The following is a 24,801-nucleotide window of genomic DNA, read 5'->3' as shown; positions in this document are numbered from 1 at the left end:
GTCTGGGGCTGCAAGCGAGCCGAGCCCGGAACGGTGGCCCGTCGGCAGTGAGTCGGGCGCATGCTGGCTCGGCTCACTGCCGGGTTGCTGTGCCTAGGAGTAAGGGGGGCGAGGCCAATGATCAGCCTCTCCCCCATGCCCGACACCGCTGACCAGGAGATCCGGCAGCGATCACCGAGAGCTCTCGTAGCTCCTGTGTCAGTGCGTGTTGTCGCGGCTGCCGCTGCACTATCGGTGTGCGCGCAAGGCCGCAGCGAGCCAAGCGAACGCAGGTACGCTACGCGGCTCCGGCGAGCGGTTGTTGATCAGGCTCACCAGCTCCCAGTAGCGTTCGACGCGCGGCTGGGCGACCAGGTCGAGCCATTCGAGCAGCGCCCGCGACTCGCTGGCGCCGAGATCGGAGGGCACGATGCGGTCGAGAATCGCCCGTCCGGCCTCTGATCCCGCTGCGATCCCCTTCTCGACCGCCGGGCCGGCGTGCTTGCGGATCAAGGGCCGGACGTTGAGGCCGAACTCGATGCGGTTGTCGGATGCTCCGCTCAGCACCATCTGGCGCGTGGTGTGCTGGAAGGCGTCGTCGGAGACGAGTTCAGCCAGTTCTATCCAGGCGTCTACCTGAGCGGAAGTCGGGTCGGCGGGCAGCCGCGGCGGCAGCTCTCGCATGAACTCGGCGATGACCAGAGCGTCCGGGTCGTCGACGCCCGCGAAGACGGTGTCGATGAAGCCGTCGATGAGCTGTTGCCGTTCGCGGGCCGGCAGTCGGGCGAGTTCGTGCATCAGGGCGAGCCCTTCGGGTTTGTCGTCCCGGCTGAGGGCGTTGCGCAGGACCGCGCGGTTCAGCCGCAGGAGCTGGATCTGGGCTTCGAGAGCCTCGACGTGGCTCGCGGCGACTTCGGCCAGGGTGGACTGGCGGTCGAGCACGTCCCGTACCGAGTCGAGGCCCAGGCCGAGTTCGCGGAGTGTCTTGACCAGGTGCAGGCGACTTACCGCGTCGGCGGTGTAGAGCCGGTAGCCGCCCGCGGACCGGTCCGCGGGCGGCAGGATTCCGTTGTCGGACCAGAACCGGATCGTGCGGGCGGACAGGCCGGTGCGGCGAGCAACCTCCCCGATGGTGTAGCGGTCGGTCGCCTCGTCCATGGCCTCAATCTGCACCTTCCACCCGCTGGAAGGTCAACTCGAATTCAGGCCGCGGCCGCGCTCCGGGGAAAGTCCTTGCGCTTGATCTTCGCCCTTCGCCCGTCCGGGTGGTGGAACACGATCCCCTCCGCGAGGTGTCCCGGCGAGAATTTGCTGTCCAAAGTGGTCAGGAACTCGCGCAGTCCCTGGTAGCTGCGCGGGACGTCGAGCACCGTGGGCGCTTGGAAGTCGAACGGCACGCACAGGTGGTCCGGCAGCGCCAGCGGGTTGCCCTGGATGCGCGGTCCGAGCGCTTCGCACGGGTGCTCGCCGTCCGGCCAGTGCGAGACGTCGGTGTTTCCCGCGGCGGCGAGGATCCACTTGTCGTCGGCGGACGTTTCGTCGGTGTCGACGTACCAGCCGTCGACGATTCCTTGCTGTTTCTGGGTTTTGCTGGGGTTTCGGCGCTTTTCGACGCGGACCAGGAGGCCGGAGCGGACGGTCAGGCGGACGTTGGTGCCGTCGAGTTTCTCGGTCCCCACTCCGGCTCCGTCGAAGACCCACGCGCATTCGGCGCGGGGCCGGTCGACCACCTGGAAACGCTCGTCGCGTTCGAAGAGCGTGGGGATTTTCTCCATGACTTGGTTGCCTCTCCTGATGTGCCCCAGTAGTTCCTCATGGCTGATGACGCCCTCGGCCAGTCCGCTCGCCAGCGACCGGACGAGGTCTGCCACTGACACGTCCGCTTCGACGGCGACGTGTTTCAGTGCCTTCTTCTCCTCCGGGGAGATCCAGGCGACGAGGCGCGACCAGCCTTCCGGGGGCGTCCAGCGGGCCGGGGCCGCGGGGTTTTTGCGGGGCCTGCCTCGCCCTCGGGGTTCGTCCATGGCGGGAACGCTAGAGCACCGGCGGAGCTTGTGTCAATTGGCATAACAGAAAATAGACAGCAGGTCAGGAGGCACTTTTCAGCTCTAGAACAAGATCAGCGGAGCTGTTCGAGATCCTTCGCCGCCGCGGCGATGTCCTCCGCGAGCTGCCGCAGCTCGCCCGCTGACGCGCCGTCTTGAGCAGCCGTCACGATGTCCTCCGCGGCGCAGCGCAGCTGGAAGAGGCGGTCCTGCAGGGCGGCGATCTCGGTGTCCGACAGCACGACGGCGTCCTCGGGCAGGCCGCTGCGCTGCAGGGCGGTCCGGCGTTCGTAGGCGCGCTGTCGGCAGGACTGCCCGCAGTAGCGCCTGCGGCGTCCGACGTTGCCTGCTTCGGGCAGGCGGCGTCCGCACCAGCCGCAGTGTTTCGGGGCGTTCGTGCGGCGCGGCACGACGCGTTCGTCGCCGGTCAGGGCGTGTTCGGCCAGTTCCCTCACCCGCCGGACTCTAGCTGTCCATCACGTTCTCACGACGGGGCCACACCGATGGCGCAGACTGGAACCATGCGCCCACCGTTTCCGTACCTCGCCGACTCGCTCCCCCGCGCCTTCGCCCACCGCGGCTGGCACATCGGCGACCTGGAGGGGCTGGAGAACTCGCTGCCGGCGTTCCAGCGCGCGGCCGCCGAGGGGTACCGCTATCTCGAGACCGACGTGCACGCCACGTCGGACGGGGTGGTGGTCGTCCATCACGACGCGACGCTCGACCGCACGACCGACGGGCGCGGGGCGATCGCGACCCAGACCTGGGCGCAGCTCAAGGACGTCAAGATCGACGGGCGGGCGCCGTTGTCGCGGCTGGAGGATCTCCTCGAAGAGCTGCCGGAGGCGTTTTTCAACATCGACGTGAAGGCCGACAGCGCGGTGGTCCCGTTCGTGCGGACGCTGCAGCGGACCGGTGCGGTCGGGCGGGTCGCGGCGGCGTCCTTTTCGGACTCCCGGCTGGCTCGGCTGCGGCGGCTGGCCGGGCCGGAACTGCTGACCGCGATGGGGCCGCGGTCGGCGTTCCTGCTGTGGGCGAACGGCTGGGTGCCGCTGCTGCAGATCAGCCGGTTCTCGGCGGGCTGGCTCGCGCAGGTTCCGGTGCGGCAGGGGCCGTTGAAGGTGGTCGACGAGGCGTTCGTGAAGTCGGCGGTGCGGCGCGGGTTCGAGGTGCACACGTGGACGATCGACGACGCGGACGAGATGCGGACGCTGCTGGACCTCGGCGTGCACGGGATCGTGACGGATCGGCCGGATCTGCTGCGCGAGGTGCTGCGGGAGCGGGGTGCGTGGAAGTAGCGGACAGGAGCTGACCGCTACTTGAGGCAGGATCGAGGACGTGCCGAAGACCTCCGCGCGGCTGTTGTCGCTGCTCTCGTTGCTTCAGGCTCGGCGGGACTGGCCGGGTGCGCTGTTGGCCGAGCGGCTGGAGGTCAGTCCGCGCACGGTGCGCCGGGACGTGGATCGGTTGCGGGAGCTCGGTTATCCGATCGTCACGACGAAGGGGCCGGACGGCGGTTACCGGCTGGATGCCGGTGCGCGGCTTCCGCCGTTGCTGTTCGACGACGACCAGGCGGTCGCGCTGGCGATCGCGTTGCAGGCGGCGACCGGGGCGGGGATCGAGGAGGCGGCCAGGCGGGCGTTGCAGACCGTGCGGCAAGTGATGCCCGCGCGGCTCCGGCACCGGGTGGACGCCTTGAGCTTCACCGCCGTCGAACGTCCGGCGCCGAGCGCGGATCCGCACACGCTCATGGCGTTGAGCGCCGCTGTGCGCGCCCGGGAGGTGCTGCGGTTCGATTACGCGCCAACGGATACGCCGCCCCGGCGCGTCGAGCCGCATCATCTCGTCACGTGGGGTCAGCGCTGGTATCTGGTCGCGTGGGATCTCGATCGCGAGGACTGGCGGATCTTCCGGGCGGACCGGATCACGCCGCGCACGCCCACGGGGCCGAAGTTCGCCGAGCGCGGGCTGTCCGATGTCGCGGCGTTCGTGGCCGCGCGGTTCCGCGGGACGGATCTGTCCGGCGAATGGCCCTGCCGCGGCGAGGTGATCCTGCGGCTCCCGGCGACGGAAGCGGCGAGCTACCTGGCCGACGGCGTCATCGAGGCGCTCGGGCCGGACCGGTGCCGGGTGAGCCTCGGCGCCTGGTCGTGGCGCGGGCTGGCCGCCTCGTTCGGCCGGGTCGACGCCGACGTCGAGGTCGTCGGCCCGGCCGAACTGAAGGAAGCGTTCCGGCAGCTCGCCGCGCGCTACGCGGAAGCGGGGCGGGTCAGCGCGGAGCCTTGCCTTCCCACGCGGCCTTCCACGTCTTCGGACCCAGCCGGCCCGAGTCGTTGATGCCGTTGGCGCGCTGCAGGTCCAGCACCGCGGTGCGGGTCTTGTCGTAGTAGCAGCCGGTGCCGGTGAAGCCGTAGCCGAAGGCGTTCATCCGCAGCTGGAACGTGCGCAGTGCGGGCGCGCAGTCGCCGTAGGCGTAGACGAGGCCGGGCCACGCGGGCGTCGCGCCGGGCGGTCCCGGCGGCGGGGCGGGCTGCGGCTTGGGCGCGGGCGGGGTCGGCAGTCCGCCGCCGCCGATGTACGCGGCTTCTTCCCAGGCGGGGACGCGCTTGCTGCGGGCGTCGCCGTCGTTGGACAAGCCGAGCATGCCGCCGCATTCCCAGGGCTGCCAGCCGCGCATCCGGTACAGGTAGAGCGCGCGGTAGTCCTGCTCGCGGGGGCTGGCCTGGTCGGGGCGGCCCTGGCCGCCGACGCTGCGCCAGGTGGGGAGGTCGAACTGGTAGGCGCCGTAGTAGCCGTTGCCGGTGTTGATCGAGTAGCGGCCGCTCGACTCGCACATGCGGAGCTTGGCCCAGGTGCCCGAGGCGGGGTCCGCGGAGGCGGCGCCGGTGACGACGAGTTCCATGCCGAGGACGGCGACGACGAGCAGCAAGGCTCTGGCGGCGGCCCGTCTGGCAGTGCGAACGCGGTTGGTCATGCCACGCACACTAAGCACGTGACCCATCGACCACAAGAGTCACACCACGCTCAGCAGTCTCACATGACACGCCCGGAAATCCCGGCAGCGACACGCCCGGCCCGGCGTGTCGCGCGTTCCGCCGCGCGGCGTGGCGCAAACCGGAAGCGACGAACCGGACACGGTTTGCCCCCTTCGGCGGTACCGGTCGCCCTCGCGGCAGTAATGTCCGGCGCGACCTGGAGATTCGCACCGATTCGAGGAGTCGTGGATGACGCTGGCCGAGACCCGGGACAGCAAGCGGGAACGGTGGGGCTGGTACTTCTACGACTGGGCCAACTCGCCGTTCTATTCGTCGGTCACGACGGTGTTCGGGGCGCTGTACATGAGCACCGTCGCGGCCGCGGACGCGAAGCAGAACATCACCCTTAACGGGGACAGGGCTTGTCTCAACGCGTCCGGGGCGGACGACAAGCTCAACCACTGCGACGTGTCGCTGTTCGGCCTCCACTTCCCCGCCGGTTCGCTGTGGGGCTACCTGCTGTCGGTGGCGACGATCGTGCAAGTCCTGGTGCTGCCGATCGCGGGCGCGGTGGCAGACCGCAGCCGCAACAAGCGCAAGATCCTCGGCGGGTTCGCCGTGCTGGGCGCGGTGGCGTCGGCGCTGATGTTCTTCATGGCCGGTTCGGACTGGCAGCTGGGCGCGGCGCTGTTCATCCTCGCCAACATCGGGTACGGCGGTTCGCTGGTCGTCTACTACTCGTTCCTGGTGGACATCGCGACGCCGGACGAGCGCGACGACGTTTCGGCCAAGGGCTGGGCGTTCGGCTATCTCGGCGGCGGGCTCGCGCTCGCGCTGCAGCTCGCCTTCTACCTCAGCCGCGAATCCCTCGGCATCGACACCGGCCTCGCGGTGCGGATCTGCTTCCTGACCTCGGGGATCTGGTGGGCCCTCTTCACCATCCCGACCCTGCGCCGGCTCCCCCGCGTCCACGTCCCGACCGCGACCGCGCGCGGCGTCTCGGTGCTGCGCGCCGGTTTCCGCGAACTGCGCCAGACGCTCGGCGAGGCGAAGGCGTATCCGCTCACGCTCGCCTTCCTCGGCAGCTACCTGCTCTTCGCGGACGGGATCAACACCGTCGTCACGGTCTCGGCGCAGTACGGGAAGGACGAGCTGCGGTTCTCCGACGAGGTGTTGATCGTCACGGTCCTGGTGATCCAGTTCCTCGCCTACGCGGGCGGCGTCCTGCACGGCCTGCTCGCGCGCCGCCTCGGCGCGAAGCGGACGATCCTGGTCAGTCTCGTGCTGTGGGTCGTGGTGCTGGGCGGGGCGTACTTCGTGCAGCCGAGGCAGCCGTTGCAGTTCTTCGCCGTCGCGATCGGCATCGGGCTCGTGCTCGGCGGGACGAACGCGCTGGCCAGGTCGCTGTTCAGCCAGATGATCCCGGCCGGGAAGGACGCGCAGTACTACTCCCTCTACGTCGTCGGCGAGAAGGGCACGTCGTGGCTCGGCCCGCTGGTGTTCGCCGGCGTCGGGCAGGCGACCGGGTCGTTCCGGCTGGCGATCATCGCGCTCGTGGTGTTCTTCGTGCTCGGCTTCGTGTTCGTCGCGCTGGTGCCGGTGCGGCGCGCGATCGCGGCCGCCGGCAACCGTCCGCCGGAGGTGCTGTGAGGCCCAGATAGGGTCGGTCGTCGTGACCGCTGCAGACGACGTTGTGCTCGACGACCCCACCGACGCGCTTTCCGCGGCCCCGCCCGCCGGGGCCCGGCGCAACGGTCCGGCCCGGGGACGGCTGAAGTTCTGCTACGGCCCGATGGACTGCGGGAAGTCGACGCTCGCGCTGCAGATCGACCACAACCACGCGCGCCAGGGCAGGCGCGGTCTCGTCCTGGTCCGCCACGACCGGTCCGGCGCGCCGCAGATCACCAGCCGGATCGGCATCGCGCGGCGGGCGACCGAGGTCGCGACCGGCACCGACCTGCGGGATCTGGTGCGCGAGCAGTGGGCGAGCGGGCAGCACGTGGACTACGTGATCGTGGACGAGGCGCAGTTCCTCTCCCCCGCGCAGGTCGACCAGCTCGCCGAACTCGCCGACGAGGCGGGCATCGACGTCTACTGCTTCGGCATCGCGACCGATTTCCGCAGCAGGCTGTTCCCCGGGGCCGGCCGGCTGTTCGAGATCGCCGACGAGCTCCAGCCGGTCCAGGTCGAGGTGCTCTGCTGGTGCGGGCTGCCCGGCCGGTTCAACGCGCGGGTCCGCGACGACGTGATTCTCCGTGACGGAGACACCGTTGTGGTGGCAGATACCGAACACTCCGTAGTTGAACCTTCAGCTTCAGCACGGTCTGATGCCGAAACGGTCACGGTCCGTTATCAGGTACTGTGCCGTCGCCACTTCCGCTCGGGGGATCTGGGACCCGCCGCTGCCCAGCACGGTCAGTTACGGTTGTCCTAGAGCTAACCTAACTAGCCCGACTGGGGGATATCCGCACTAAGAAGGCGGTATCCGCGTCACGTCAGAGGGCGAAAAGACTCCCTCTGGAGGAAGCTGAAGACCACGGGTGACGCAGCTCATCGTGAGCAGCGACATGGCGTGCCGGGAATCCCCCGGACGCCTCGTTCGTTGCATAGGGTGAGCATCACCCTGGCTCCACCCGGAGCTGACTGAAAGGAATCCCACTATGGCCGACCGTGTTCTCCGTGGAAGCCGGCTGGGAGCGGTCAGCTACGAGACCGACCGCAATCACGACCTCGCTCCGCGCCGTACCGTGCGCTACTCCTGCCCCAAGAACCACGAGTTCGAGGTGCCGTTCTCCGACGACGCCGAGATCCCGACGGTGTGGGAGTGCCGCCTGCACGGCAGCGAATCCGAGATCGTCGACGGCGGGCAGCCCGAGCAAAAAAAGGTCAAGCCCCCCAGGACCCACTGGGACATGCTGCTGGAGCGCCGCTCCATCCCCGAGCTCGAGGACCTGCTGAACGAACGTCTCGCCGAGCTCAAGGGACGCCGGACCAGCCGGTCCGCTTGAGCCTCGGCCAGTAGCTGGCTCCCACCACCGAACAGGAACGGCCCCCGCGACCTCCCCCCGCGGGGGCCGTTCCGCGTCCGCGGCACCTCTCCGGCGGTGCACGCGTCTCGCCGGTCCGCGCCGCGCGGATCAGGCCGCCGCGTCGGCGCGGGCTTGCCGCCACCGGGGGCTGTCGACGTAGTGGTTGTCGTACTGCTCGGCGGAAGCGGCGATCTCCTTCGGGTCCGCCTCGCCGCGGGCGACGCGGTCGAGCAGCCGGTAGTAGCCGAAGCGGTCCATCCCGGGGGTGAAGGCCACCAGGACGTCGGCGCCGGAGCCCGCGGCCGGGCCGAAGGCGTGCGGGACGGTCGGCGGCACCGCGAGGAAATCGCCGGTTTCCAGGGTGTGCAGTTCGTCGCCGGCCAGGACCTGCAGGGCGCCGCCGAGGACGTAGAAGAACTCGGTCGCGCGGGTGTGGAAGTGCGCGGGCGTGCCGAAGACGCCCTCGTCCAGGGTGGCGCGGTTGGCGGTGAACCGGTTGCCGGTGGCGCCGGAGTCGGCCAGCAGGGCGATCAGGCTGCCGGGAGCATCCGACAGGACTTCGGCCTCGGCGGCGCGGATCAGGGTGGGGTGCGACATCGGTTCCTCCGGGGCAGAGCGGGCTGGACAAGGTCTACTTTTCCGGCGCTGAGCTGGGCGAACAACGGAGAAGTCCGGATCGGTTGATAAGCTCTGGGTTATCGATCGGAGGCGCGGGTGGAACACCGGGACATCGAGGTCTTCCTCGCGCTCGCCGAGGAACTGCACTTCGGCCGGACCGCGGAACGGCTGCGGGTGTCGCAGGCGCGGGTCAGCCAGTCGGTCAAGACGATGGAGCGCCGGATCGGGGCCCGGTTGTTCGACCGCACGAGCAGGCGGGTCTCCCTGACCCCGATCGGCCGCACGCTGGAGGCCGACATCCGGCCCGCCTACCGGCAACTGCTGGCCGGGATCGAGCGCGCGGTCGCGGCGGGACGCGGTGTCGAAGGCGTCCTGCGGCTCGCCTTCGAGGCTCCGGCGGTGGCGAATCTGATCTCCAGCGTCACGGCCGCCTTCCGGGCTCGGTATCCGGGCTGCGAGGTCGACATCAGCGAGGCTCCGTTCGAGGACCCGCTCGCCACGCTCCGTTCCGGCGAAGCCGACCTGGCCGTGGTGCTGCTGCCGGTCGCCGAGCCGTCGATCACGACGGGACCGGTCGTGCACACCGAGCCGATGGTGCTCGCCGTCGCGTCCGGGCATCCGTTCGCGCGCCGGGAGTTCGTCACGCTCGAGGACCTCGGCCGCGACACGGTCCTGCGCGCCGCGCACCCGCCGCCCGCCTACTGGCGGGAGCCGCCCGAGCCGTGGACGACGCCCGCGGGCGTTCCGATCGCCCGCGGGCGCGCCTATCGCACGTTTCAGGAACTTCTTCTGGTCATCGGCGCGGGCGAAGGGATCTGCCCGCTCGCCGCGCACGCCGCGGAGTACTTCGCCCGGCCGGGCATCGCGTTCGTGCCCTTCCGCGACACCCCGCCTGCCCGGTGGGGGCTGATGTGGCGCAGCGCCGGGGAAACCGCGCTGGTCAAGGCGTTCGCGTCGACAGCCGCCGATCACCGGCCCTAGCCCAGGCCCACACCGCGAACGCGAACGCGGCGAACGCCGCGCCCAGCACGGCGGAGCCGGTCCAGCCCGCCGCGGCGAACGCGGTGGTCGTCGCGGTCGCGCCCAGTGCGGAGCCGAGCGAGTAGAAGATCATGTACCCGCCGATGACGCTGCTGGTGCGGTCCGGATGCGCCGCGGTGAGCAGGTGCTGATTGCTGACATGCACTGCCTGCACAGCGAAATCGAGCACCAGCACGCCCAGCCCCAGCAACCACAGCGACGGCTGCCCGACCGCGAGCCAGGACACCGCCAGCAGGACCAGCGCTCCGCCGGTGACCAGGCTCGCGCGTCCCCGGTCGGCCCAGCGTCCGGCGCGGGCGGCCCCGAGCGCGCCTGCCAAGCCGACGAGTCCGAACAGGCCGATCTGCGCGGTGCTCAGGTTCCACGGGTCCGCGGCGAGCGGCAGCGACAGACCGCTCCACAGCGCGCCGAACGACGCGAACAGGAAGAACGCGATCAACCCCCGCGAGAGGAACAGCGGTTCCCGGAACAGCCCGCCGAGCGAGCTCAACACCTGCCGATACGTCGTGTCGGCGCGGCGCGGATCCGGCGGCATCGTCTTCAGCACGAGACCGGCGAGCGCCACCAGCAGCACCGCGAGAGCGACGTAGACGCTGCGCCACCCCCACAGTTCGGCCAGTGCTCCGGCGGCGACGCGGGCGCCGAGAATGCCGATGACGACCCCGGACGTCACGACGCCGAGAGTGCGGCCGCGTTCGTCCGGAGTGGACAGTGCGGCGGCGTAGGCGACCGTCGTCTGCACGACCACCGCGAACAGTCCCGCGAGCACCAGACTTGCCAGCAGCAGCCAGGTTTGGCTTGCTGCGGCGGCCACTCCGGCTCCGACGGCGGTCAGCAGCAGGTGCGCGGCGATGAGTGTGCGCCGGTCGACGAGGTCGCCCAGCGGGACGAGCGCGGCGAGACCGGCGAGGTAGCCGAGCTGTCCGGCGGCGACGATCCAGCCCAGGCCGGCGTCCGGCACGCCCAGGTCCGCGCCGATCTCGGCCAGCACCGGCTGAGCGGCGTAAATGCTCGCGACGGCGACCGCGCACACCGCGGCGAACACCGTCCGGCGGCCCGTGGTCAGGCCCATGAGTCCCCCAATCAGTAGCGAATTGCAACTAATCGCACCGTACGGCAGAATGGTTTCAAAGAGCAACCCATCAAGGAGGCGCGCGAGCGTGGACGGCACCCCGGCCTGGACCGACCCGTCGTGTCCGGTGGCCCGCACCCTCGACCTCGTCGGCGACCGGTGGAGCCTGCTGATCGTCCGCGACGCGATGGACGGCGCGCGGGCGTTCACCGACTTCCAGCAGCGCACCGGCATCGCCCGCAACATCCTCACCGACCGGCTGCGCCGCCTGGTCGAACGTGGCGTCCTCGACCGGCAGACCGCGGAATCCGGCAAACGGCAGGTCTACTCGCTCACGCCGGCCGGCCGCGACCTGTTCACCGTCGTCGTCGCGCTCCGGCAGTGGGGCGAGCGGCACGCCTTCTCCCCCGGCGAAGACCACTCCGTGCTGGTCGACAACGCCGGGCAGCCGATCCCACTGCTCGTGCCGGTCGCCGCGAACGGCGAGGCGGTCGACGTCGAGACGACCTCGGTGCGCAAGAGCTGAATCCCCTGTCAGGAACTTAAGGCTGCGTTGCGTCGGGGCAGCCGAGGCGGGTCTGCCCAGTTCGGAGGTGCTCAGCGGGTGTTGGCGGGCGCCTGGCGGTACGTGAGGGCCTCCCTGAGGGAATCTGATTCCCTCAGGGAGGCCCTCACGTACCTTGAGAAACCGATATGCAGCCGGAAAGCGGGCGTTTCGACGGCTGTTGTGTCTCTTGTGGACGGTCGGCCAGCCGAATCGACGCGGCTGACGTTGCCGGCATGGGGACTTGGCGTCCGTCAAGGACTTTCGGGAGCGTCCTGCTGCCGCTCCCGGCGACCGCCGACCCCGACCAGCCCGTCGATGCGGGCACCGCGCCTCGGCTGCCCCCGGCAATGTCGCCTTAAGCCCCTTGGTATCGGAACCAGATTCCCTCAGAGGTCCCGCACGGACCGCCAGACCCCTTGACCCGGTGCCGCAACGGACTTATTGTCAACGTACTGCTTGATAAAGAGATCGGTTGATAAAGATGTCCGTTGACAACGTCGAGGACCGGCTGGACCGGGCCTTCACCGCGTTGGGCGACCCCATCCGGCGCGCGTTGATCGCCCGGCTGTCGCGCGGCGAGGCGACGGTGAACGAGCTGGCCGAGCCGTTTCCGGTGACGAAGCAAGCCGTGTCGCGGCACGTCCAGGTGCTGGAGGCGGCGGGGCTCATCACGCGCAGCCGCGACGGCCAGCGCCGCCCGTGCCACCTCAACGCCGCCGCTCTCGAAGAGCTGACCAGCTGGATCGACACCTACCGGCTCACCCGCGAACGCGAGTTCCGCCGCCTCGACAGCCTTCTCGAAGAGACCAAGGAGCAGGACCGATGAACCCGACCACCATCACCGCCCAGCCCGGCAGCCCGTTCGTCGAGGTCGTCCGCGAGTTCGACGCGACGCCCGCGCGGCTCTTCCGCGCCTACACCGACCCCGACCTGATCACCCGCTGGCTCGGTCCGCGCGACGTCGAGATGCGGCTCCTCGAGTTCGACCCGCATTCCGGCGGGGCGTACCGCTACGCGCATGTCGATACCGACGGCAGCGAGCACCTCTTCCGCGGCGTCTTCCATTCCGTGGAGAGAGCCGAGCGGATAGTGCAGACTTTCGAGTACGAGGGCGCGCCCGGCCAGGTCAGCCTGGAGACCCTGATCTTCGAGGAACTCGACGGCCGGACGCGGCTGCGAGCCCGGTCGGTGTTCCCGAGCGTCGAGGCCCGCGACGCCATGGTCGCGAGCGGGATGGAACGCGGGATCCGCGATTCGATGGACCGGCTCGGCGAACTCGCGCGCGACGCGGAGCAGCCAGGCACGAGCCGGGTGGTCGTGGACATCTCGATGTCGCTGGACGGCTACGTCACCGGGCCAGGAGCCGATCCCGAACACGGTCTCGGCGTCGGCGGCGAACCGCTGCACGCCTGGGTGTCCGAGCCGACGCCGCGCGATTCGGAGATCCTGCACCGGTCGTTCACCGAAACCGGAGCCGTGGTGATGGGCCGCAGCACCTTCGACGTCGTCGACGGGCCGCAGGGCTGGAACGACGAGATCGGCTACGGCTACGACGAAGACCAGACCGTCGCCCCGCCGGTCTTCGTCGTCACCCACGCACGGCCCCGCGAGGTGCGCCTCGGCGAGCGGTTCCGGTTCGTCACCGACGGCGTCGAGCAGGCGGTCGAGCAGGCGCGCGCGGCCTCGGGCGACAAGGACGTCGTCGTGATGGGCGGCGGGTCGATCGCGTCGCAGGTCCTGTACGCCGGACTGGCGGACGTGCTGCGGATCCACCTCGCGCCGATCGTCCTCGGCGGCGGAACCCCGTTGTTCCCCCAGGGAAATCCCGGGCCGGTGCGGCTGGAGCCGCTCGGTGCGGTGTCGACGCCGGGCGCCGAACACCTCACCTACCGCGTCCTGAAGTAGCCGCCGCTCAGCCCCGGCCCAGCAGCTTCTTCAGCTGGGCCAGGCGGCGCTGCACGCCCCACTCCGCGACCCGGAAGAACGCCTCGGACATGATGCCGCCGCTCATCTTCGACACGCCGATCTCCCGGTCGGTGAAGGTGATCGGCACCTCGACGATGTCGAACCCGGCGTCCGCGGTGCGGCGCGTGAGGTCGATCTGGAAGCAGTAGCCGTGCGAGGCGACCTCGTTCAGCGCCAGCTTCTCCAGCACCGGGCGCCGGTACGCGCGGAACCCGGCGGTCATGTCCGCGACCTTGATCCCCAGCGCGATCCGCGAGTACAGGTTCGCCCCGCGCGAGAGCAGCGTCCGGCGCAGCGGCCAGTTCACCGTGCTGCCGCCGGGCACGTACCGCGACCCGATCGACAGGTCCGCGTCGCCGACCGCGTCCAGCAGCCGCGGCAGGTCCTCCGGCGCGTGCGAACCGTCGGCGTCCATCTCCACGAACGTCGCGTAGCCGCGCTCCATCCCCCAATGGAACCCGGCGATGTAGGCCTTGCCGAGGCCTTCCTTCGCGGTGCGGTGCAGCACGTGCACCCGCTTGTCCGCGGCCGCGCGCTCGTCGGCCAGCTCGCCGGTGCCGTCCGGGCTGCCGTCGTCGACGACGAGCACGTCGACGTCCGGGAGTGCCTTGTGGAGCCGGTCCAGCACCGGGCCGAGGTTGTCCCGCTCGTTGTAGGTCGGGATCACCACCAGCACCGGTTCGATCGTTTCGGCCCCCCGCGGCGCCTGCGCCATCCGTCTCCTCCGCATCCGGCGAGTCAGCCCGCCGCTTCCCCTGCTGTGGTCCCCGTCTTCGCGGCCGTCGCTGCCTCGCCGCGCCGGGTGCGAAAACGGAGCACGAACCCGCCGGCGACACCCGCGATCGCCAACGCCAGCAGTCCGTACTCCGTCCACGCACCGATTCGATCCGACAGCGTAGTCTGCGTGCGCAGCGGCACGCGCCCGACCAGGGCATCCGCCGTGAAAAGCCCGGTCGAGCTGGTGATCGTCCCGTCCGGGGCGACCAGCGCGCTCACCCCGGACACCGCCGACACCACCACCGCGCGCCCGTGCTCGACCGCGCGCAGCCGCGCCATCGCCAGCTGCTGGTAGCTCATCTCCCCCGGCCCGTACCACGCGTTGTTGGTCGGCACGACGAGCAGTTCGCCGCCCGCGTCGGTCGCGTCGCGAGCGGGGCCGTCGAAGGCCGATTCGTAGCAGATGAACACGCCGATCTTGGTGCCCGCGACCGACAGGGCGGCGTTGGAGCCGTCGCCGGGACGCATGTCGCGGGTGTCGTCGATGAACGGCGTCACCAGCCGCGCGACGGCGCGCGCGGGCACGTACTCGCCGAAGGGCACCAGATCCTGTTTGACGTACCGCTGCCCCGGCCCGGTGTTCGGGTCCCAGACGACCGCGGAGTTCTCCGCCGCCCCGTCCGGGGTGCGCACGAGCGCGCCGATGATCGCCGGGGCCCCGAACGCCGACACCACCTGGTCGACGCCCGGGTCGTCGCCGTCGAGCGGGGTCGAGGTTTCCGGCCACAGCAGCAGATCCGGCTTCGGCGCCTGTCCTGATTGGACTTTCTGCAGCAGCCGCGCGCTCTCGGCGAGGGCGTTGGCGCGCAGCACCCCGCGCTGGCCCTGCAGAGCCAGGCCGATGTCCGGCGCGTTGCCCTGCACGGAGCCGACGGTGAGCGAGCCGTCCTGGGCCTCGGTGCCGATCGTCGGCCACACCGCGAGCCCGGCCGCGGCGGGAAGGACGGTGAACACGGCGGGCCAGACCAGTGCGCGGTCCCAGGCTTTGCGCGTGCGCCAGAGCCTGCCGAGCACCGCGGCGAGACCGAAACCGGTGAGCACGACGGCGAAACCGACCAGCGGCGCGCCGCCGACCGACGCGAGCGACAGGAACGCGCCCTCGGGCTGGCTGAACGCGACCCGGCCCCACGGGAACCCGCCGAACGGGAACCACGTGCGCGGCGTCTCCAGCGCGACGAACACCAGCGCGCCCCACAGCGGCGCCAGCGGCAGCCGCGCCACGACCCGGATCAGCCATCCGGCGAGTCCGAAGTAGAGCGACAGCGCGAACGACAGCGCCAGCCACGGCAGCGGCCCGAAGTCGCGGCCGAGGAAGTCCTGCAGCCACACCAGCAGCGGCACGAAGAACGCCATGCCGAACACGAAGCCGTACCCGAACGCGCCGCGGAACGACCGTCCGCGAAGGAGCAGCGCGAACGCGGCGAACGCGATCGGGGCCAGCCACCACAGCGGGCGCGGCGCGAAGCTGAGGTAGTAGCCGTAGCCGGTCGCCGCCGTCGCCGCGACGCGCGCCAGCCAGGGCTTCCACGCCCGCTTTCGCTTGGTCTTGTGCGGAACGCCCGAATCGGCGTCCGCCACGCTCACTGCCACACCCGGAACTCTAAGCGGCCGGTGTGAACTCGTCGTAGATGACCGTGCCGCCGCGGACCGTGCGCAGGCAGCGCGGCAGCGGAGTGCCCGGCTCCAGCCTCGGCAGCGGCGGCACGCCCGAACGCGGATCGGTGGACCAGCGCTGCACTCGGCTGTCGGCGGTGGCGACGACGAGGTCGGCCGCGTCCCAGATCGCGTAGTGCGCGGGCGCGCCCGGGACGAGGCTGCCGGTCACGCCGTCGTTGACGCCCGCCGCGCGGTGTCCGGCGCGCGTGTGGGCGGTGAACGCGGCGCGGGCGGACAGGCGCGCTTCGGGCGTGTGATGGTGCACGGCCGCGCGTACGGAAGCCCACGGGTCGACCGCGCACACCGGGGCGTCGCTGCCGAAGGCGAGCATGACTCCCTCAGCGGCGAGCTGGGCGAAGGGGTTCAGCGCTGCCGCCCGGTCGCCGAGCCGTTCGGAGTACATGCCGGAGGTGCCGCCCCAGGCTTCGTCGAAGAGCGGCTGCACGGACGCGACGACGCCCCATCCGGCGAGTGCGCGCGCCTGCTCCGCGGTGACCATCTCCAGGTGCTCGACCCGGTGGTGCCGCGCCGCGAGGGGACGCTGGCCGACCTGCTTCTCGGCGAGCCGGAACCCTTCGACCACCTCGCCGACGGCGGCGTCGCCGATGACGTGGAAGCCCGCCTGCAGCCCGGCTTCGGTGCAGGCCACGAGATGGTCGGCGATGACCCCGGCGTCGGCGTAGAGGGAGCCGGAGGTGCCGGGCTCGTCGGAGTACGGCGAGGTGAGGGCCGCGGTGCGGGAGCCGAGCGCGCCGTCCACGAAGAGGTCTCCGGCTACGCCGTGCGCGCCCAGGCGGCGGGCGGTGCCGAGGCCGTTCAGCTGGCCCCAGTAGCCGACGACCTCGGGCAGCGTCGGGCCGGCCAGCGCGAGGAGGTCGGCGAAGTCCTCCTCGCCGGAGATGTCCGGACCCGCGCATTCGTGCACCGAGACGATCCCGCGCGCGGCAGCCGTCGTCAGGAACGCGCGCTGGGCGGCCTGCCGCTGCGCTCGGGTGATCGCGTCGCGGGCGGCTCCGCGGACGAGGTGGTGGGCGTCGCGGGTGAGCGGGCCGTCGGCGGACCATCCCGCCTTGGACTCGACGCCCGGCGCGAGTTTCGCGAGCGCGCTCGAGACCAGCGCGGAGTGGACGTCGACCCGGCTCAGGTAGACGGGCGTGTCCCCGGCGGCGTCGTCCAGCTCGGCGCGGCTCGGCAGCCGCTGCTCGGTCCAGGACGACTCGTCCCAGCCGTGCGCGAGCAGGACCTGCCCGGGAACGACGGCGTCGCGCACCGCGGCGAGGAGTTCGGCGGAGCTGCGGACGGCGGTCAGGTCGAGACCGGTCAGGTGCAGGCCCGTCGAGGTGGCGTGTACGTGCGCGTCCACGAACGCCGGCGCGACGAACGCCCCGCCCAGGTCGACGACCTCGGCGTCCGGGTGCAGCGCGCGGGCAGGCGCGTCCTGGCCGACCCACACCACGGTGCCGCCGGAAACCGCCATCGCGGTCGCGTCGGGCGAGGACGGGGTGTAGACGCGGCCGCCGAGCAGGAGCGTGGTGCTGTCGTTCACTCCCCGAGTCTCCCGCCTGGTCCCCCGAGCAGGGCAGACCGGGTCATCGTGCAGAAAGATTTACGGTCGACTAACGTTATGGCAGGATATTTTCACGCGTTCCCGACGACTAGGAGTACAGATGACTGCGATCCAGGAACCTGTGCCGACTGCCGCCGCCTTCGACCAGCCGTACGAGTACGTCCGCGCCGAGTTGGCCGAACCCGACTGGCGCCGCTTCCCCGGCTGGCACGACGTGACCGAAGCAGAGTGGCGGGACGCCCAGTGGCAGCGCGTGCACTGCGTGCGCAACGTCAAGCAGCTGCGTGCCCTCATGGGCGATCTGCTGGAGGACCGGTTCTACGAGGACCTGATCGCCGACCAGCGCGAGATGGCCACGATGTCGATGCTGCTGCCGCCGCAGATGATCAACACGATGGCCCCGCACGCGGGCACCGACCCGGCGAAGGTCACCGAGGCGTTCTACGCCGACCCGATCCGCCGCTACATGCTTCCCGTGCGCAGCGACCGGCACCCGGCGTGGCCCAGCCACCCGCACGCCGAACGCGACTCCCTGCACGAGGCCGAGATGTGGGTGGTCGAGGGGCTCACCCACCGCTACCCGACGAAGGTGCTGGCCGAGATGATCTCGACCTGCCCGCAGTACTGCGGCCACTGCACCCGGATGGACCTCGTCGGCAACTCGACCGAGCAGGTGGAGAAGCACAAGCTCGCGCTCAAGCCGGTGGACCGCCAGGACGCCATGATCGACTACCTGAAGCGCACCCCCGGCGTCCGGGACGTGGTGGTGTCGGGCGGCGACGTGGCGAACGTGCCGTGGCCGCAGTTGGAGTCGTTCCTGATGCGCCTGATGGACATCGAGACGGTGCGCGACATCCGCCTGGCGACGAAGGCCCTCGCGGCGCTCCCGCAGCACTGGCTGCAGCCCAAGGTGACCGAGGGCCTGCAGCGGGTCGCGTTGACAGCGCAGGCGCGCGGGGTGAACCTGGCTATCCACACGCACGTGAACCACGCGCAGTCGGTGACGCCGCTGGTGGCGGAAGCGGCGCGGACGGCGTTGCAGGTCGGGGTGCGGGATGTGCGGAACCAGGGCGTGCTGATGCGCGGGGTCAATGCGACTCCGGCTGCGCTTTTGGATCTTTGCTTTGCTTTGCAGGGTGAGGCTAATATCCTGCCTTACTATTTTTATATGTGCGACATGATTCCGAATGCTGAGCACTGGCGGGTTGCCGTTTGGGAAGCACAGGAATTGCAGCATTCGATCATGGGGTATTTGCCGGGGTATGCCACGCCGCGGATTGTGTGCGATGTCCCCTATGTTGGGAAGCGGTGGGTGCACCAGCTGGCGGAGTACGACCGGGATCTGGGGATTTCGTACTGGACGAAGAATTACCGGACCGGGATCGAGCACGAGGACCCGGAGGCGTTGCAGCGGAAGTACCCGTACTACGACCCGATCCAGACGCTGCCGGAGGCTGGGCAGAAGTGGTGGGCTGACGAGAAGGGTCGCTGAGCCCGAGCGCGCTTGCCGTCACGGGACCCGCGCCCTGCCATAGGCGGACGGTGCCGGGGATGATGACCTCGAACAGGTGCCTGGCCAGCGGTATATCCGCTGGCCAGGCACCTGCCAAAGTACTGCGACGTCGCCGTCGGCGCGTTCCTCACCCGCTGGCCCTCCGTTGACCTCACCGAGGACTGAACTACCGCCAGCCATGACACCGCCGCTGCCAGGCGCCAGTGGGAGTGCCGCGATGCAGCCGCCGAGTCGGGCCGGACAGCAGGTCGGCTAGCGCTGCCGCTACGGGGAATCCGCCTCGAGTACCAAAACCGCCATGTCCAGAAGCCTTTGGCAGTACACGCGACTGTCACCGGCCGATTCGGGGATGGCCCGAATGAGGTCCTGTTCGCATTCGGCGAGAATGTTCCATCTCCGGTCGTCCAGGTGACCTTGTTGCACTAACCATGTGGAGACACAACCGGCTAGGTCCGCGTCAAGCATCGCCAGGTCGAAGCCTGCCGGGAATGGCGCCTTTCTGTGGGCCTCGAAAAGCGTTGCGACTACTGCCAGCCGCTCCGCGAGGTCCAACGGCTTCCTCCCCCTGGCCCGGCGACGCATGCCTTCCAGCCGAGAACCTAAGTGCTCGCGGTCGTTGCGCGCCAGGCAGTAACGCGGACTCCCGGACCCTGCCGATCGCAATGGGCGGCGACAGCGACATTCCCCCGAAGCCTCTGGATGTCGTTCGAACATTTCCTGAGAATTTTGTGGAGAACGGGCCTGCCAGGCAGTCTAAAACCGACCTACGCCGACAATTCTGACATCGTTTCTGCTGCGGGGAACCGCGTCCGCGGAAGGGAAACGGGGTTGGCTACGATGGGAGCGAACCCGCGCGAAACAACGGCGAACGGAGTGCGCATCGTGCTGCCTGGTCCGGTCCAGCGAATCATCTACGGGATTTACACGCACCGGCTGCGGAAACAGCTCGTGGGCGCCGAATTGCCGGGGCACATCGGGATCATCATGGACGGCAACCGCCGTTGGGCTCGGCAGATGGGCATGGCCGACCTCAGCATGGGGCACAAGCGCGGGGCCGAACACGTCGAGACCGTGCTGTCCTGGTGCGAGCGCGCGGGCGTCAAGCACGTGACGATCTACCTCTGCTCGACCGAGAACCTCGCGCGCCGCGACGACGCCGAGGTCTCGTACCTGATGCACCTGATCGAGCAGGTCATCACCGACAAGCTCGCCCAGCCCGACGCGGGGTGGCAGGTGCACGTCGCCGGTCTTCTCGACGCCCTGCCCGACACCACCGCGCATGCGCTGAAGAACGCTGTCGAGGTCACCCGCGACTGCGACACCGGCCACCACATCACGCTGGCCATCGGCTACGGCGGCCGCCAGGAGGTCGTCGACGCGCTGCGTGCCCTGCTGACCGAACACGCCGCGGCCGGGACCCTGAACGAGCTCGCCGACACCATCACCATGGAAGACGTGTCCCGGCATCTCTACACCGCCGGGCAGCCCGACCCTGACCTGGTCATCCGCACCAGCGGGGAGCAACGGCTGTCCAACTTCCTGGTCTGGCAGAGCGCATACTCCGAGCTGTACTTCTGCGACACCTTCTGGCCCGCCTTCCGCGAGGTCGACTTCCTCCGGGCCCTCCGCAGTTACGCGCGGCGGAACCGTCGTTACGGCCGCTGACCGTCCGCGGGTTTTTGTCGGTGCCGCGTGCGAAGCTGAGTTCGTGGAAGTGCACTTCGACGCTGAACTGTGGATCTGGGATGCCCGGCGGACCGAAACCTGGACCTTCGTGAGCTTGCCCGGCGACATCTCGGACGAGATCCGCGAGCTGGGCGGACCGCGCCGCGGGTTCGGATCGAGGCGCGTGCAGGTCCGGGTCGGCGCCACGACCTGGCGGACGTCGATCTTCCCGGACAGCACGCGCGGCTACGTGCTGCCGGTCAAACGCGCGGTGCGCAAGGCGGAGAAGCTCGATCCTGGGGACGTCGCTCAGGTGACCGTGACGGTGCTCGATCTCTGATTTCGGCGGAGCCTGGCTTGATCACTGCGGCGAGCCGTGGAGCGTTGGCCGGGCCGGAAACGGGAGCACGAACTGCAGAGGATGTCCCGCATGGACTCGTGTCGAGCCATGCGGTGCGACGCCCTCGGCCAGGTGCCCGGCTCGGTCTCGGGCGCGCTGACGGCGTTCTCGACAGACCCGCGAGCCGGGCGCGGGTGGGCCAGGTTCAATTGCTCCACGCGGGGCTGTCGTTAGGCGGGTAGGGAGAACTCGAAGCGCCCTTCACCCATTCGTCCACGTCCTGCCGGTCCCAAGCGAGCAGGATCTCGGCGTTGCGGATGCAGAGGCCGTAGTCGAGGTTCCCGAACAGGCGGCTGACCGTCAGGTACTGGTTGAGCTGCTGGTATCCCTTGCCCGTCTTGTATTCCATCTGCACCGTCGTCTGCAGGCGCCCGAGGCGGAGGTTTCCGTTCACCACCGTCAGGACTCCCTGGTGCACGTTGCTGTTCTTCTCCTGCAGCCCCTTGTTCTCCACCGCCAGCTGGCCGATCTTCTTGATGGAGTTGACGATGCCGGTGAGCGTGTCCGGGGTGACCAGCCCGCCTACCAGCTGGGTCACCGCCGAAATGACCGGCGACAGGGAAAGCGACGAGATGGACACGCTGCGGCTGTCTCCGGTGATGCCGGTGAGGAACGGCATGGTGGTGAACTGGTTTCCGAAGACGATCCACCGGAACAGATCGAATATCGTGGACGACTGGTCGAAACGAGCAGAATCCGCGGTCTTGCGCATGATGGTGGCGGCCACCGACTGCCACGAACCGAAGGGGGCCAGCGGTCCCAGGCTGGGCAAGCCGGTGTTGTCTCCGCCGCAGGCGTTGCCGACTCCTGCTTCCTGGTTGAGGTCGCGGCTGTCGCAGCCCAGCACGTCCGGCCTGCCCTCCGCCCACACGGCGATCTCGAACGCTTCCCGCCGCGACTGCTCGTCGCTTGAAGTGCCCACGGCCGGCTCACGACGCTCGCGCGGCGTACTGCTCGCGCGAATCGCAGATCAGGCGCTCGATGTCGTGCACCGTCCGTACCTGCGGGATCGCCTCGAAGCCCAGGTTGACCCGGAAGCCGAGCTCGACCGCGCCCACCAGGCTGAGGACCTTGACGGAGTCGACCCCGGGCAGCTCTGCCACCGTCGTGGTGTCGTCGAGCTCCGCGCCGCCGAGTTCCAGCTTCTCGCGGATCAGGGTGTACAGCTGTTCTCGCTCTCGAGGCGGTAGACGGGTGTCCATGGTTGCTCCTCCCAAAGGGGTGCTCAATGCGCTCCGGAAAGCGCGCCGCGGTGGAGAAATCCCTGCAGATACTGCTGTCGTGTCGTGTTCCGCCGGACCTTGCCGCTGGACGTCTTGGGCAGTTCCCCTGGCGGCACCAGGAGGACGTCGGCCACGGGCAGGGACAGCGTCGTCTGGACGCGGCTGCGGACCCGTCTCGCCACCGCGGTGGCGTCGCCGTCGCGGAGTTCGGCGACGATCACGACCTCCTCGGTCGCCCGGCCGGGCCGGGTGAAGGCGACGACGTTGCCCTTGCGCAAGCCGGGCACCTCGGCCGCGGTCCATTCCACGGTCTGGGGGTCGTGGTTGCGCCCGTTGACGATGAGCAGGTCCTTCTTGCGGCTCGTCACGTAGAGGATGCCGTCCGCCAGGTAACCGCAATCCCCCGTGCGCAGGCCGCGCGGCGTGAAGCTTCGCCGGGTCGCTTCCGGGTCCCCGTGATAGCCCGCTGCCACGCTCGGGCCCTGGAAGACCACCTCGCCGATGTGCCGTTCCGGGAGCGGATTGCCGTCGTCGTCCACGACGAGGACGCGGTGGCCCGCGACGGGACGTCCGCACGGCACGAATGCCACGTGCTCCTCGGAGGCTGACGCTGGCCGTGCGAGGTTGCGCGCGTGGTAGGGCTCTTTTTGGATGACGTCTGGGGCGAGTGGGACTCCGAGCTCGCCGAAGGAGATCGCGAGCGTCGCCTCTGCCATGCCGTAACACGGGATGACCGCCCCCGGACGCAATCCGGCCGCCGCGAAGTGCGTCGTAAAGGACCGCAGTGTCTCAGGGTGGTTGGGTTCGGCACCGCAGCCCACGACTCTCAGGCAGGACAGATCAAGTTTCCGCAGGTCGTCGGCCGGGGTGTGCTTGATCGCCAACGCCAGGCCGAAGTTCGGCGCGAAGGTCACGGTCGCGCGGTGGCGGCTCACCGTTTCCAGCCAGAGCCTCGGCGAGAGCGCGAAGCGCAGCGTCGGCAGGAAGGTCACCGGGCAGCGCGCCAGCAGCGGTGCCAGCACGAAACCGACCAGCCCCATGTCGTGGTACATCGGCAGCCAGCTCACGCCCCGGTCGCGGTCGCGGTCGAGGCGAAGGGCGTCGATGATGGCCGCGCAGTTGGCGAGCGCGCTGGCGTGCGTGACCCGTACTCCCTTGGGGGCCGCCGTGCTTCCCGAGGTGAACTGCAGGAACATCACGTCCTCGGGGAGGATCTCCTCGGGCTGGGGCGCGTTGCGCGGCAAGGGTTCGGCGAAGAGGTCCTCCGGATCGAGGACCTGCATGCCGGCCACAGCGTGCACGAGCGGGTTCAGCAGGTCTGCCAGGCTGCGGGGAATCAGGAGGGCGCGGGCTCCCGCGGCGCGGAGGATGTGCGCGGAGTCCTCGCAGTACGCCTCGAACTTGCCGAGGCCCATCGGCGGGCTCATCGGAACCGGGACGACGCCGACCGAGACCGCGCCCAGGAAAGCGAGGACGAATTCCTGCTGCTCGGGGACGATGAGCGCGACGCGGTCTCCCTTGCGCAGGCCGCTCCGGAGCAGCTGCCGTCCGCGGCGCAGAGCTTCCCGCGACAGTTCCGACCAGCTCGCGAAGTGGTCGTGGGCGAAGGTGAAGCCCCCGTCCGGATGGCCGCGGTTGTCGGCGAGGACTTGCGCAAAGGTCGATGCCGTTGGGCGCTCGGGAGGCCGCGGTTGCGGGAACACCATGGGACCTGCCTGGGATCAGGGGCTCCCGGGGCCGCGACCCCGGGAGCCCGCGGAACACGGACGAATCGGCTCAGTGCTTCCAGGCGGGGCTCTCGTTGGGCGGTTTCGAGGAGCTGGCGGTGTCCTTCTCCCAGTCGTCCACGTCCTGGCCGTCCCACTTGAGCAGCGTGTCGGCGTGGCGCTTGCACTTCTCGAAATCGAGGACGCCGTAGCCGCGGTAGACGTAAATAGTCTGATTCAGCTGCTCGTACCCCTTGCCCGATTTGTACTCCATCTCCACCGCGGTCCGGACGGCTCCGAGGTACAGCGAGCTTTGATGCCGAGACAGGACCCCGACCTGCTGGTTGGAGTTCTTCTGTTTTCTCCCCTCGTTCTCGAGCGCGAGCTGGCCGATCTTCTGGATGGTGGTCACGATGCCTTGGAAGTTCTCCGGCGTCATGATGTTCTCGACCAGGTCCGACACCGCTTCGACGGCCTTTTTCAGCGACGTCTTGCTGATGGAAGCGTCACGGTTGTCGAAGGTGTAGGTGAGGAAGAACGGAATCGTGGAGAATTTCTGCAGGAAAACGCTCCACGCGACCGGGTCGAATTTCTCGCTCCCCGGGTTGAAGCCGCTGAGCGTCACCGCCCGGTGCACGATGGTGCTGCCGACCGACTCCCACGAACCGAACTTCGACAGCGGACCCAGGTCGGGCAGCAGGCTGTTGTCCCCCGCCGCCTTGTTGCCCACGCCCTGGGCGTTGCTGTCCGCGTCGAAATCCTGCAGCGCGGACCTCGCGGCGGCCTCCAGTTCGGGGTACGACGTCTGCCACAGCGCGATCTCCAGGGCCTCCCGGCCCAGGTGCGACTGGCTGATCTCGGTCATGACTGCTCCTTGTCCACGGGTGACGGATGAAATGTTCGCGGCGCGGAATCGCGGAAAACGCAGGGAGGAATATTCCACTGGAACAGCGGGCGCGAACCGGCGAGAATCCAGTGCAATAAACGTGCTGCCAACAGTCGGAGCGGGTGGATCTGCCACGG

General features: G+C 69.6%; 25 protein-coding genes. 12 read left to right on the top strand and 13 right to left on the bottom strand.

Annotated elements, in window-relative coordinates:
• Positions 1 to 228: 228 nt before the first annotated feature.
• From WA670_RS31320 to WA670_RS31310, 3 genes are all read right to left on the bottom strand, one after another.
• Complete coding sequence (locus WA670_RS31320) at positions 229 to 1,137, bottom strand: helix-turn-helix domain-containing protein (RefSeq protein WP_336159708.1); 909 nt, start codon at positions 1,135 to 1,137, stop codon at positions 229 to 231.
• A 44-nt stretch (positions 1,138 to 1,181) separates the two neighbouring features.
• Positions 1,182 to 2,003 carry a hypothetical protein gene (locus WA670_RS31315; RefSeq protein WP_336159707.1) on the bottom strand — a complete coding sequence of 274 codons (822 nt, stop codon included), beginning with the start codon at positions 2,001 to 2,003 and terminating at the stop codon, positions 1,182 to 1,184.
• A gap of 95 nt (positions 2,004 to 2,098) precedes the next feature.
• The gene (locus WA670_RS31310) at positions 2,099 to 2,479 is read right to left on the bottom strand and encodes a hypothetical protein (protein WP_051173084.1); all 381 of its coding nucleotides are present in this window, start codon (positions 2,477 to 2,479) and stop codon (positions 2,099 to 2,101) included.
• 66 nt (positions 2,480 to 2,545) lie between these two features.
• On the opposite strand from WA670_RS31310, the gene WA670_RS31305 reads away from it, so the two are divergent.
• Positions 2,546 to 3,322 (top strand): glycerophosphodiester phosphodiesterase family protein, encoded by a 777-nt coding sequence (locus WA670_RS31305; RefSeq protein ID WP_037806670.1) that lies wholly within the window; start codon positions 2,546 to 2,548, stop codon positions 3,320 to 3,322.
• 40 nt (positions 3,323 to 3,362) lie between these two features.
• Positions 3,363 to 4,361 (top strand): helix-turn-helix transcriptional regulator, encoded by a 999-nt coding sequence (locus WA670_RS31300; protein ID WP_336159706.1) that lies wholly within the window; start codon positions 3,363 to 3,365, stop codon positions 4,359 to 4,361.
• On the opposite strand, the gene WA670_RS31295 is transcribed toward WA670_RS31300, so the two are convergent.
• On the bottom strand, positions 4,294 to 4,998 hold the full coding sequence (locus WA670_RS31295) for a transglycosylase family protein (protein ID WP_336159705.1): 705 nt from the start codon (positions 4,996 to 4,998) through the stop codon (positions 4,294 to 4,296). The two genes, WA670_RS31300 and WA670_RS31295, sit on opposite strands and share 68 nt — an antisense overlap.
• 250 nt (positions 4,999 to 5,248) lie before the next feature.
• Between WA670_RS31295 and WA670_RS31290 the strand changes: the two genes are divergently transcribed.
• The 3 genes from WA670_RS31290 (at position 5,249) to WA670_RS31280 (ending at position 8,007) form a co-directional block, all read left to right on the top strand.
• On the top strand, positions 5,249 to 6,649 hold the full coding sequence (locus WA670_RS31290; RefSeq protein ID WP_037806184.1) for an MFS transporter: 1,401 nt from the start codon (positions 5,249 to 5,251) through the stop codon (positions 6,647 to 6,649).
• A gap of 22 nt (positions 6,650 to 6,671) precedes the next feature.
• Positions 6,672 to 7,433: a thymidine kinase gene (locus tag WA670_RS31285; protein ID WP_037806185.1), complete on the top strand. Its 762-nt coding sequence runs from the start codon at positions 6,672 to 6,674 to the stop codon at positions 7,431 to 7,433.
• A 226-nt stretch (positions 7,434 to 7,659) separates the two neighbouring features.
• Complete coding sequence (locus tag WA670_RS31280; RefSeq protein ID WP_009078445.1) at positions 7,660 to 8,007, top strand: RNA polymerase-binding protein RbpA; 348 nt, start codon at positions 7,660 to 7,662, stop codon at positions 8,005 to 8,007.
• A gap of 129 nt (positions 8,008 to 8,136) precedes the next feature.
• Here the strand turns inward: WA670_RS31280 and WA670_RS31275 are convergent, their stop codons facing one another.
• On the bottom strand, positions 8,137 to 8,625 hold the full coding sequence (locus tag WA670_RS31275) for a cupin domain-containing protein (protein WP_336159704.1): 489 nt from the start codon (positions 8,623 to 8,625) through the stop codon (positions 8,137 to 8,139).
• Between the two features lie 117 nt (positions 8,626 to 8,742).
• Here WA670_RS31275 and WA670_RS31270 point away from each other — a divergent pair, with 117 nt between their 5' ends.
• Positions 8,743 to 9,627, top strand: a complete 885-nt coding sequence (locus WA670_RS31270; protein ID WP_238606408.1) for a LysR family transcriptional regulator — start codon at positions 8,743 to 8,745, stop codon at positions 9,625 to 9,627.
• On the opposite strand, the gene WA670_RS31265 is transcribed toward WA670_RS31270, so the two are convergent.
• Positions 9,587 to 10,759, bottom strand: coding sequence for an MFS transporter (locus tag WA670_RS31265; protein ID WP_336159703.1), 1,173 nt, complete (start codon positions 10,757 to 10,759; stop codon positions 9,587 to 9,589). The two genes, WA670_RS31270 and WA670_RS31265, sit on opposite strands and share 41 nt — an antisense overlap.
• A gap of 49 nt (positions 10,760 to 10,808) precedes the next feature.
• Between WA670_RS31265 and WA670_RS31260 the strand changes: the two genes are divergently transcribed.
• From WA670_RS31260 to WA670_RS31250, 3 genes are all read left to right on the top strand, one after another.
• Complete coding sequence (locus WA670_RS31260) at positions 10,809 to 11,285, top strand: winged helix-turn-helix transcriptional regulator (RefSeq protein WP_336159702.1); 477 nt, start codon at positions 10,809 to 10,811, stop codon at positions 11,283 to 11,285.
• A 502-nt stretch (positions 11,286 to 11,787) separates the two neighbouring features.
• A complete protein-coding gene (locus WA670_RS31255) occupies positions 11,788 to 12,132 on the top strand; it encodes an ArsR/SmtB family transcription factor (RefSeq protein ID WP_037806190.1) in 345 nt (114 codons plus the stop codon).
• Positions 12,129 to 13,211: an SRPBCC domain-containing protein gene (locus tag WA670_RS31250; protein ID WP_336159701.1), complete on the top strand. Its 1,083-nt coding sequence runs from the start codon at positions 12,129 to 12,131 to the stop codon at positions 13,209 to 13,211. The genes WA670_RS31255 and WA670_RS31250 overlap by 4 nt, the downstream gene beginning before the upstream one ends.
• 7 nt (positions 13,212 to 13,218) lie before the next feature.
• Here the strand turns inward: WA670_RS31250 and WA670_RS31245 are convergent, their stop codons facing one another.
• The 3 genes from WA670_RS31245 to WA670_RS31235 are packed head-to-tail and all read right to left on the bottom strand — an operon-like array spanning position 13,219 to position 17,250.
• A complete protein-coding gene (locus WA670_RS31245) occupies positions 13,219 to 13,986 on the bottom strand; it encodes a polyprenol monophosphomannose synthase (protein WP_037806192.1) in 768 nt (255 codons plus the stop codon).
• Between the two features lie 23 nt (positions 13,987 to 14,009).
• Entirely contained in the window at positions 14,010 to 15,638 is a 1,629-nt protein-coding gene (gene lnt, locus WA670_RS31240; RefSeq protein ID WP_134728292.1) for an apolipoprotein N-acyltransferase, read from the bottom strand.
• A gap of 10 nt (positions 15,639 to 15,648) precedes the next feature.
• The gene (locus WA670_RS31235; RefSeq protein ID WP_336159700.1) at positions 15,649 to 17,250 is read right to left on the bottom strand and encodes an amidohydrolase; all 1,602 of its coding nucleotides are present in this window, start codon (positions 17,248 to 17,250) and stop codon (positions 15,649 to 15,651) included.
• Positions 17,251 to 17,371: 121 nt separating this feature from the next.
• Between WA670_RS31235 and WA670_RS31230 the strand changes: the two genes are divergently transcribed.
• From WA670_RS31230 to WA670_RS31220, 3 genes are all read left to right on the top strand, one after another.
• Positions 17,372 to 18,763: a KamA family radical SAM protein gene (locus WA670_RS31230; protein ID WP_037806195.1), complete on the top strand. Its 1,392-nt coding sequence runs from the start codon at positions 17,372 to 17,374 to the stop codon at positions 18,761 to 18,763.
• An 858-nt stretch (positions 18,764 to 19,621) separates the two neighbouring features.
• Positions 19,622 to 20,449, top strand: a complete 828-nt coding sequence (uppS, locus tag WA670_RS31225) for a polyprenyl diphosphate synthase (protein ID WP_199817156.1) — start codon at positions 19,622 to 19,624, stop codon at positions 20,447 to 20,449.
• A 43-nt stretch (positions 20,450 to 20,492) separates the two neighbouring features.
• Positions 20,493 to 20,789: a DUF1905 domain-containing protein gene (locus WA670_RS31220; RefSeq protein ID WP_336159699.1), complete on the top strand. Its 297-nt coding sequence runs from the start codon at positions 20,493 to 20,495 to the stop codon at positions 20,787 to 20,789.
• A 205-nt stretch (positions 20,790 to 20,994) separates the two neighbouring features.
• Here the strand turns inward: WA670_RS31220 and WA670_RS31215 are convergent, their stop codons facing one another.
• The 4 genes from WA670_RS31215 to WA670_RS31200 all read right to left on the bottom strand — a co-directional run bounded on the left by WA670_RS31215 (position 20,995) and on the right by WA670_RS31200 (position 24,643).
• A complete protein-coding gene (locus tag WA670_RS31215; protein ID WP_336159698.1) occupies positions 20,995 to 21,771 on the bottom strand; it encodes a hypothetical protein in 777 nt (258 codons plus the stop codon).
• A gap of 7 nt (positions 21,772 to 21,778) precedes the next feature.
• Complete coding sequence (locus WA670_RS31210) at positions 21,779 to 22,051, bottom strand: acyl carrier protein (protein ID WP_134728252.1); 273 nt, start codon at positions 22,049 to 22,051, stop codon at positions 21,779 to 21,781.
• Positions 22,052 to 22,074: 23 nt separating this feature from the next.
• Positions 22,075 to 23,778 carry a fatty acyl-AMP ligase gene (locus WA670_RS31205; protein WP_336159697.1) on the bottom strand — a complete coding sequence of 568 codons (1,704 nt, stop codon included), beginning with the start codon at positions 23,776 to 23,778 and terminating at the stop codon, positions 22,075 to 22,077.
• A 70-nt stretch (positions 23,779 to 23,848) separates the two neighbouring features.
• Positions 23,849 to 24,643 (bottom strand): hypothetical protein, encoded by a 795-nt coding sequence (locus WA670_RS31200; RefSeq protein ID WP_037806263.1) that lies wholly within the window; start codon positions 24,641 to 24,643, stop codon positions 23,849 to 23,851.
• Positions 24,644 to 24,801 lie beyond the last annotated feature (158 nt).

This window comes from Amycolatopsis sp. VC5-11 (assembly GCF_037034185.1).
GTDB lineage: Bacteria > Actinomycetota > Actinomycetes > Mycobacteriales > Pseudonocardiaceae > Amycolatopsis > Amycolatopsis nivea.
This window is presented reverse-complemented; position numbering and strand designations above follow the sequence as displayed.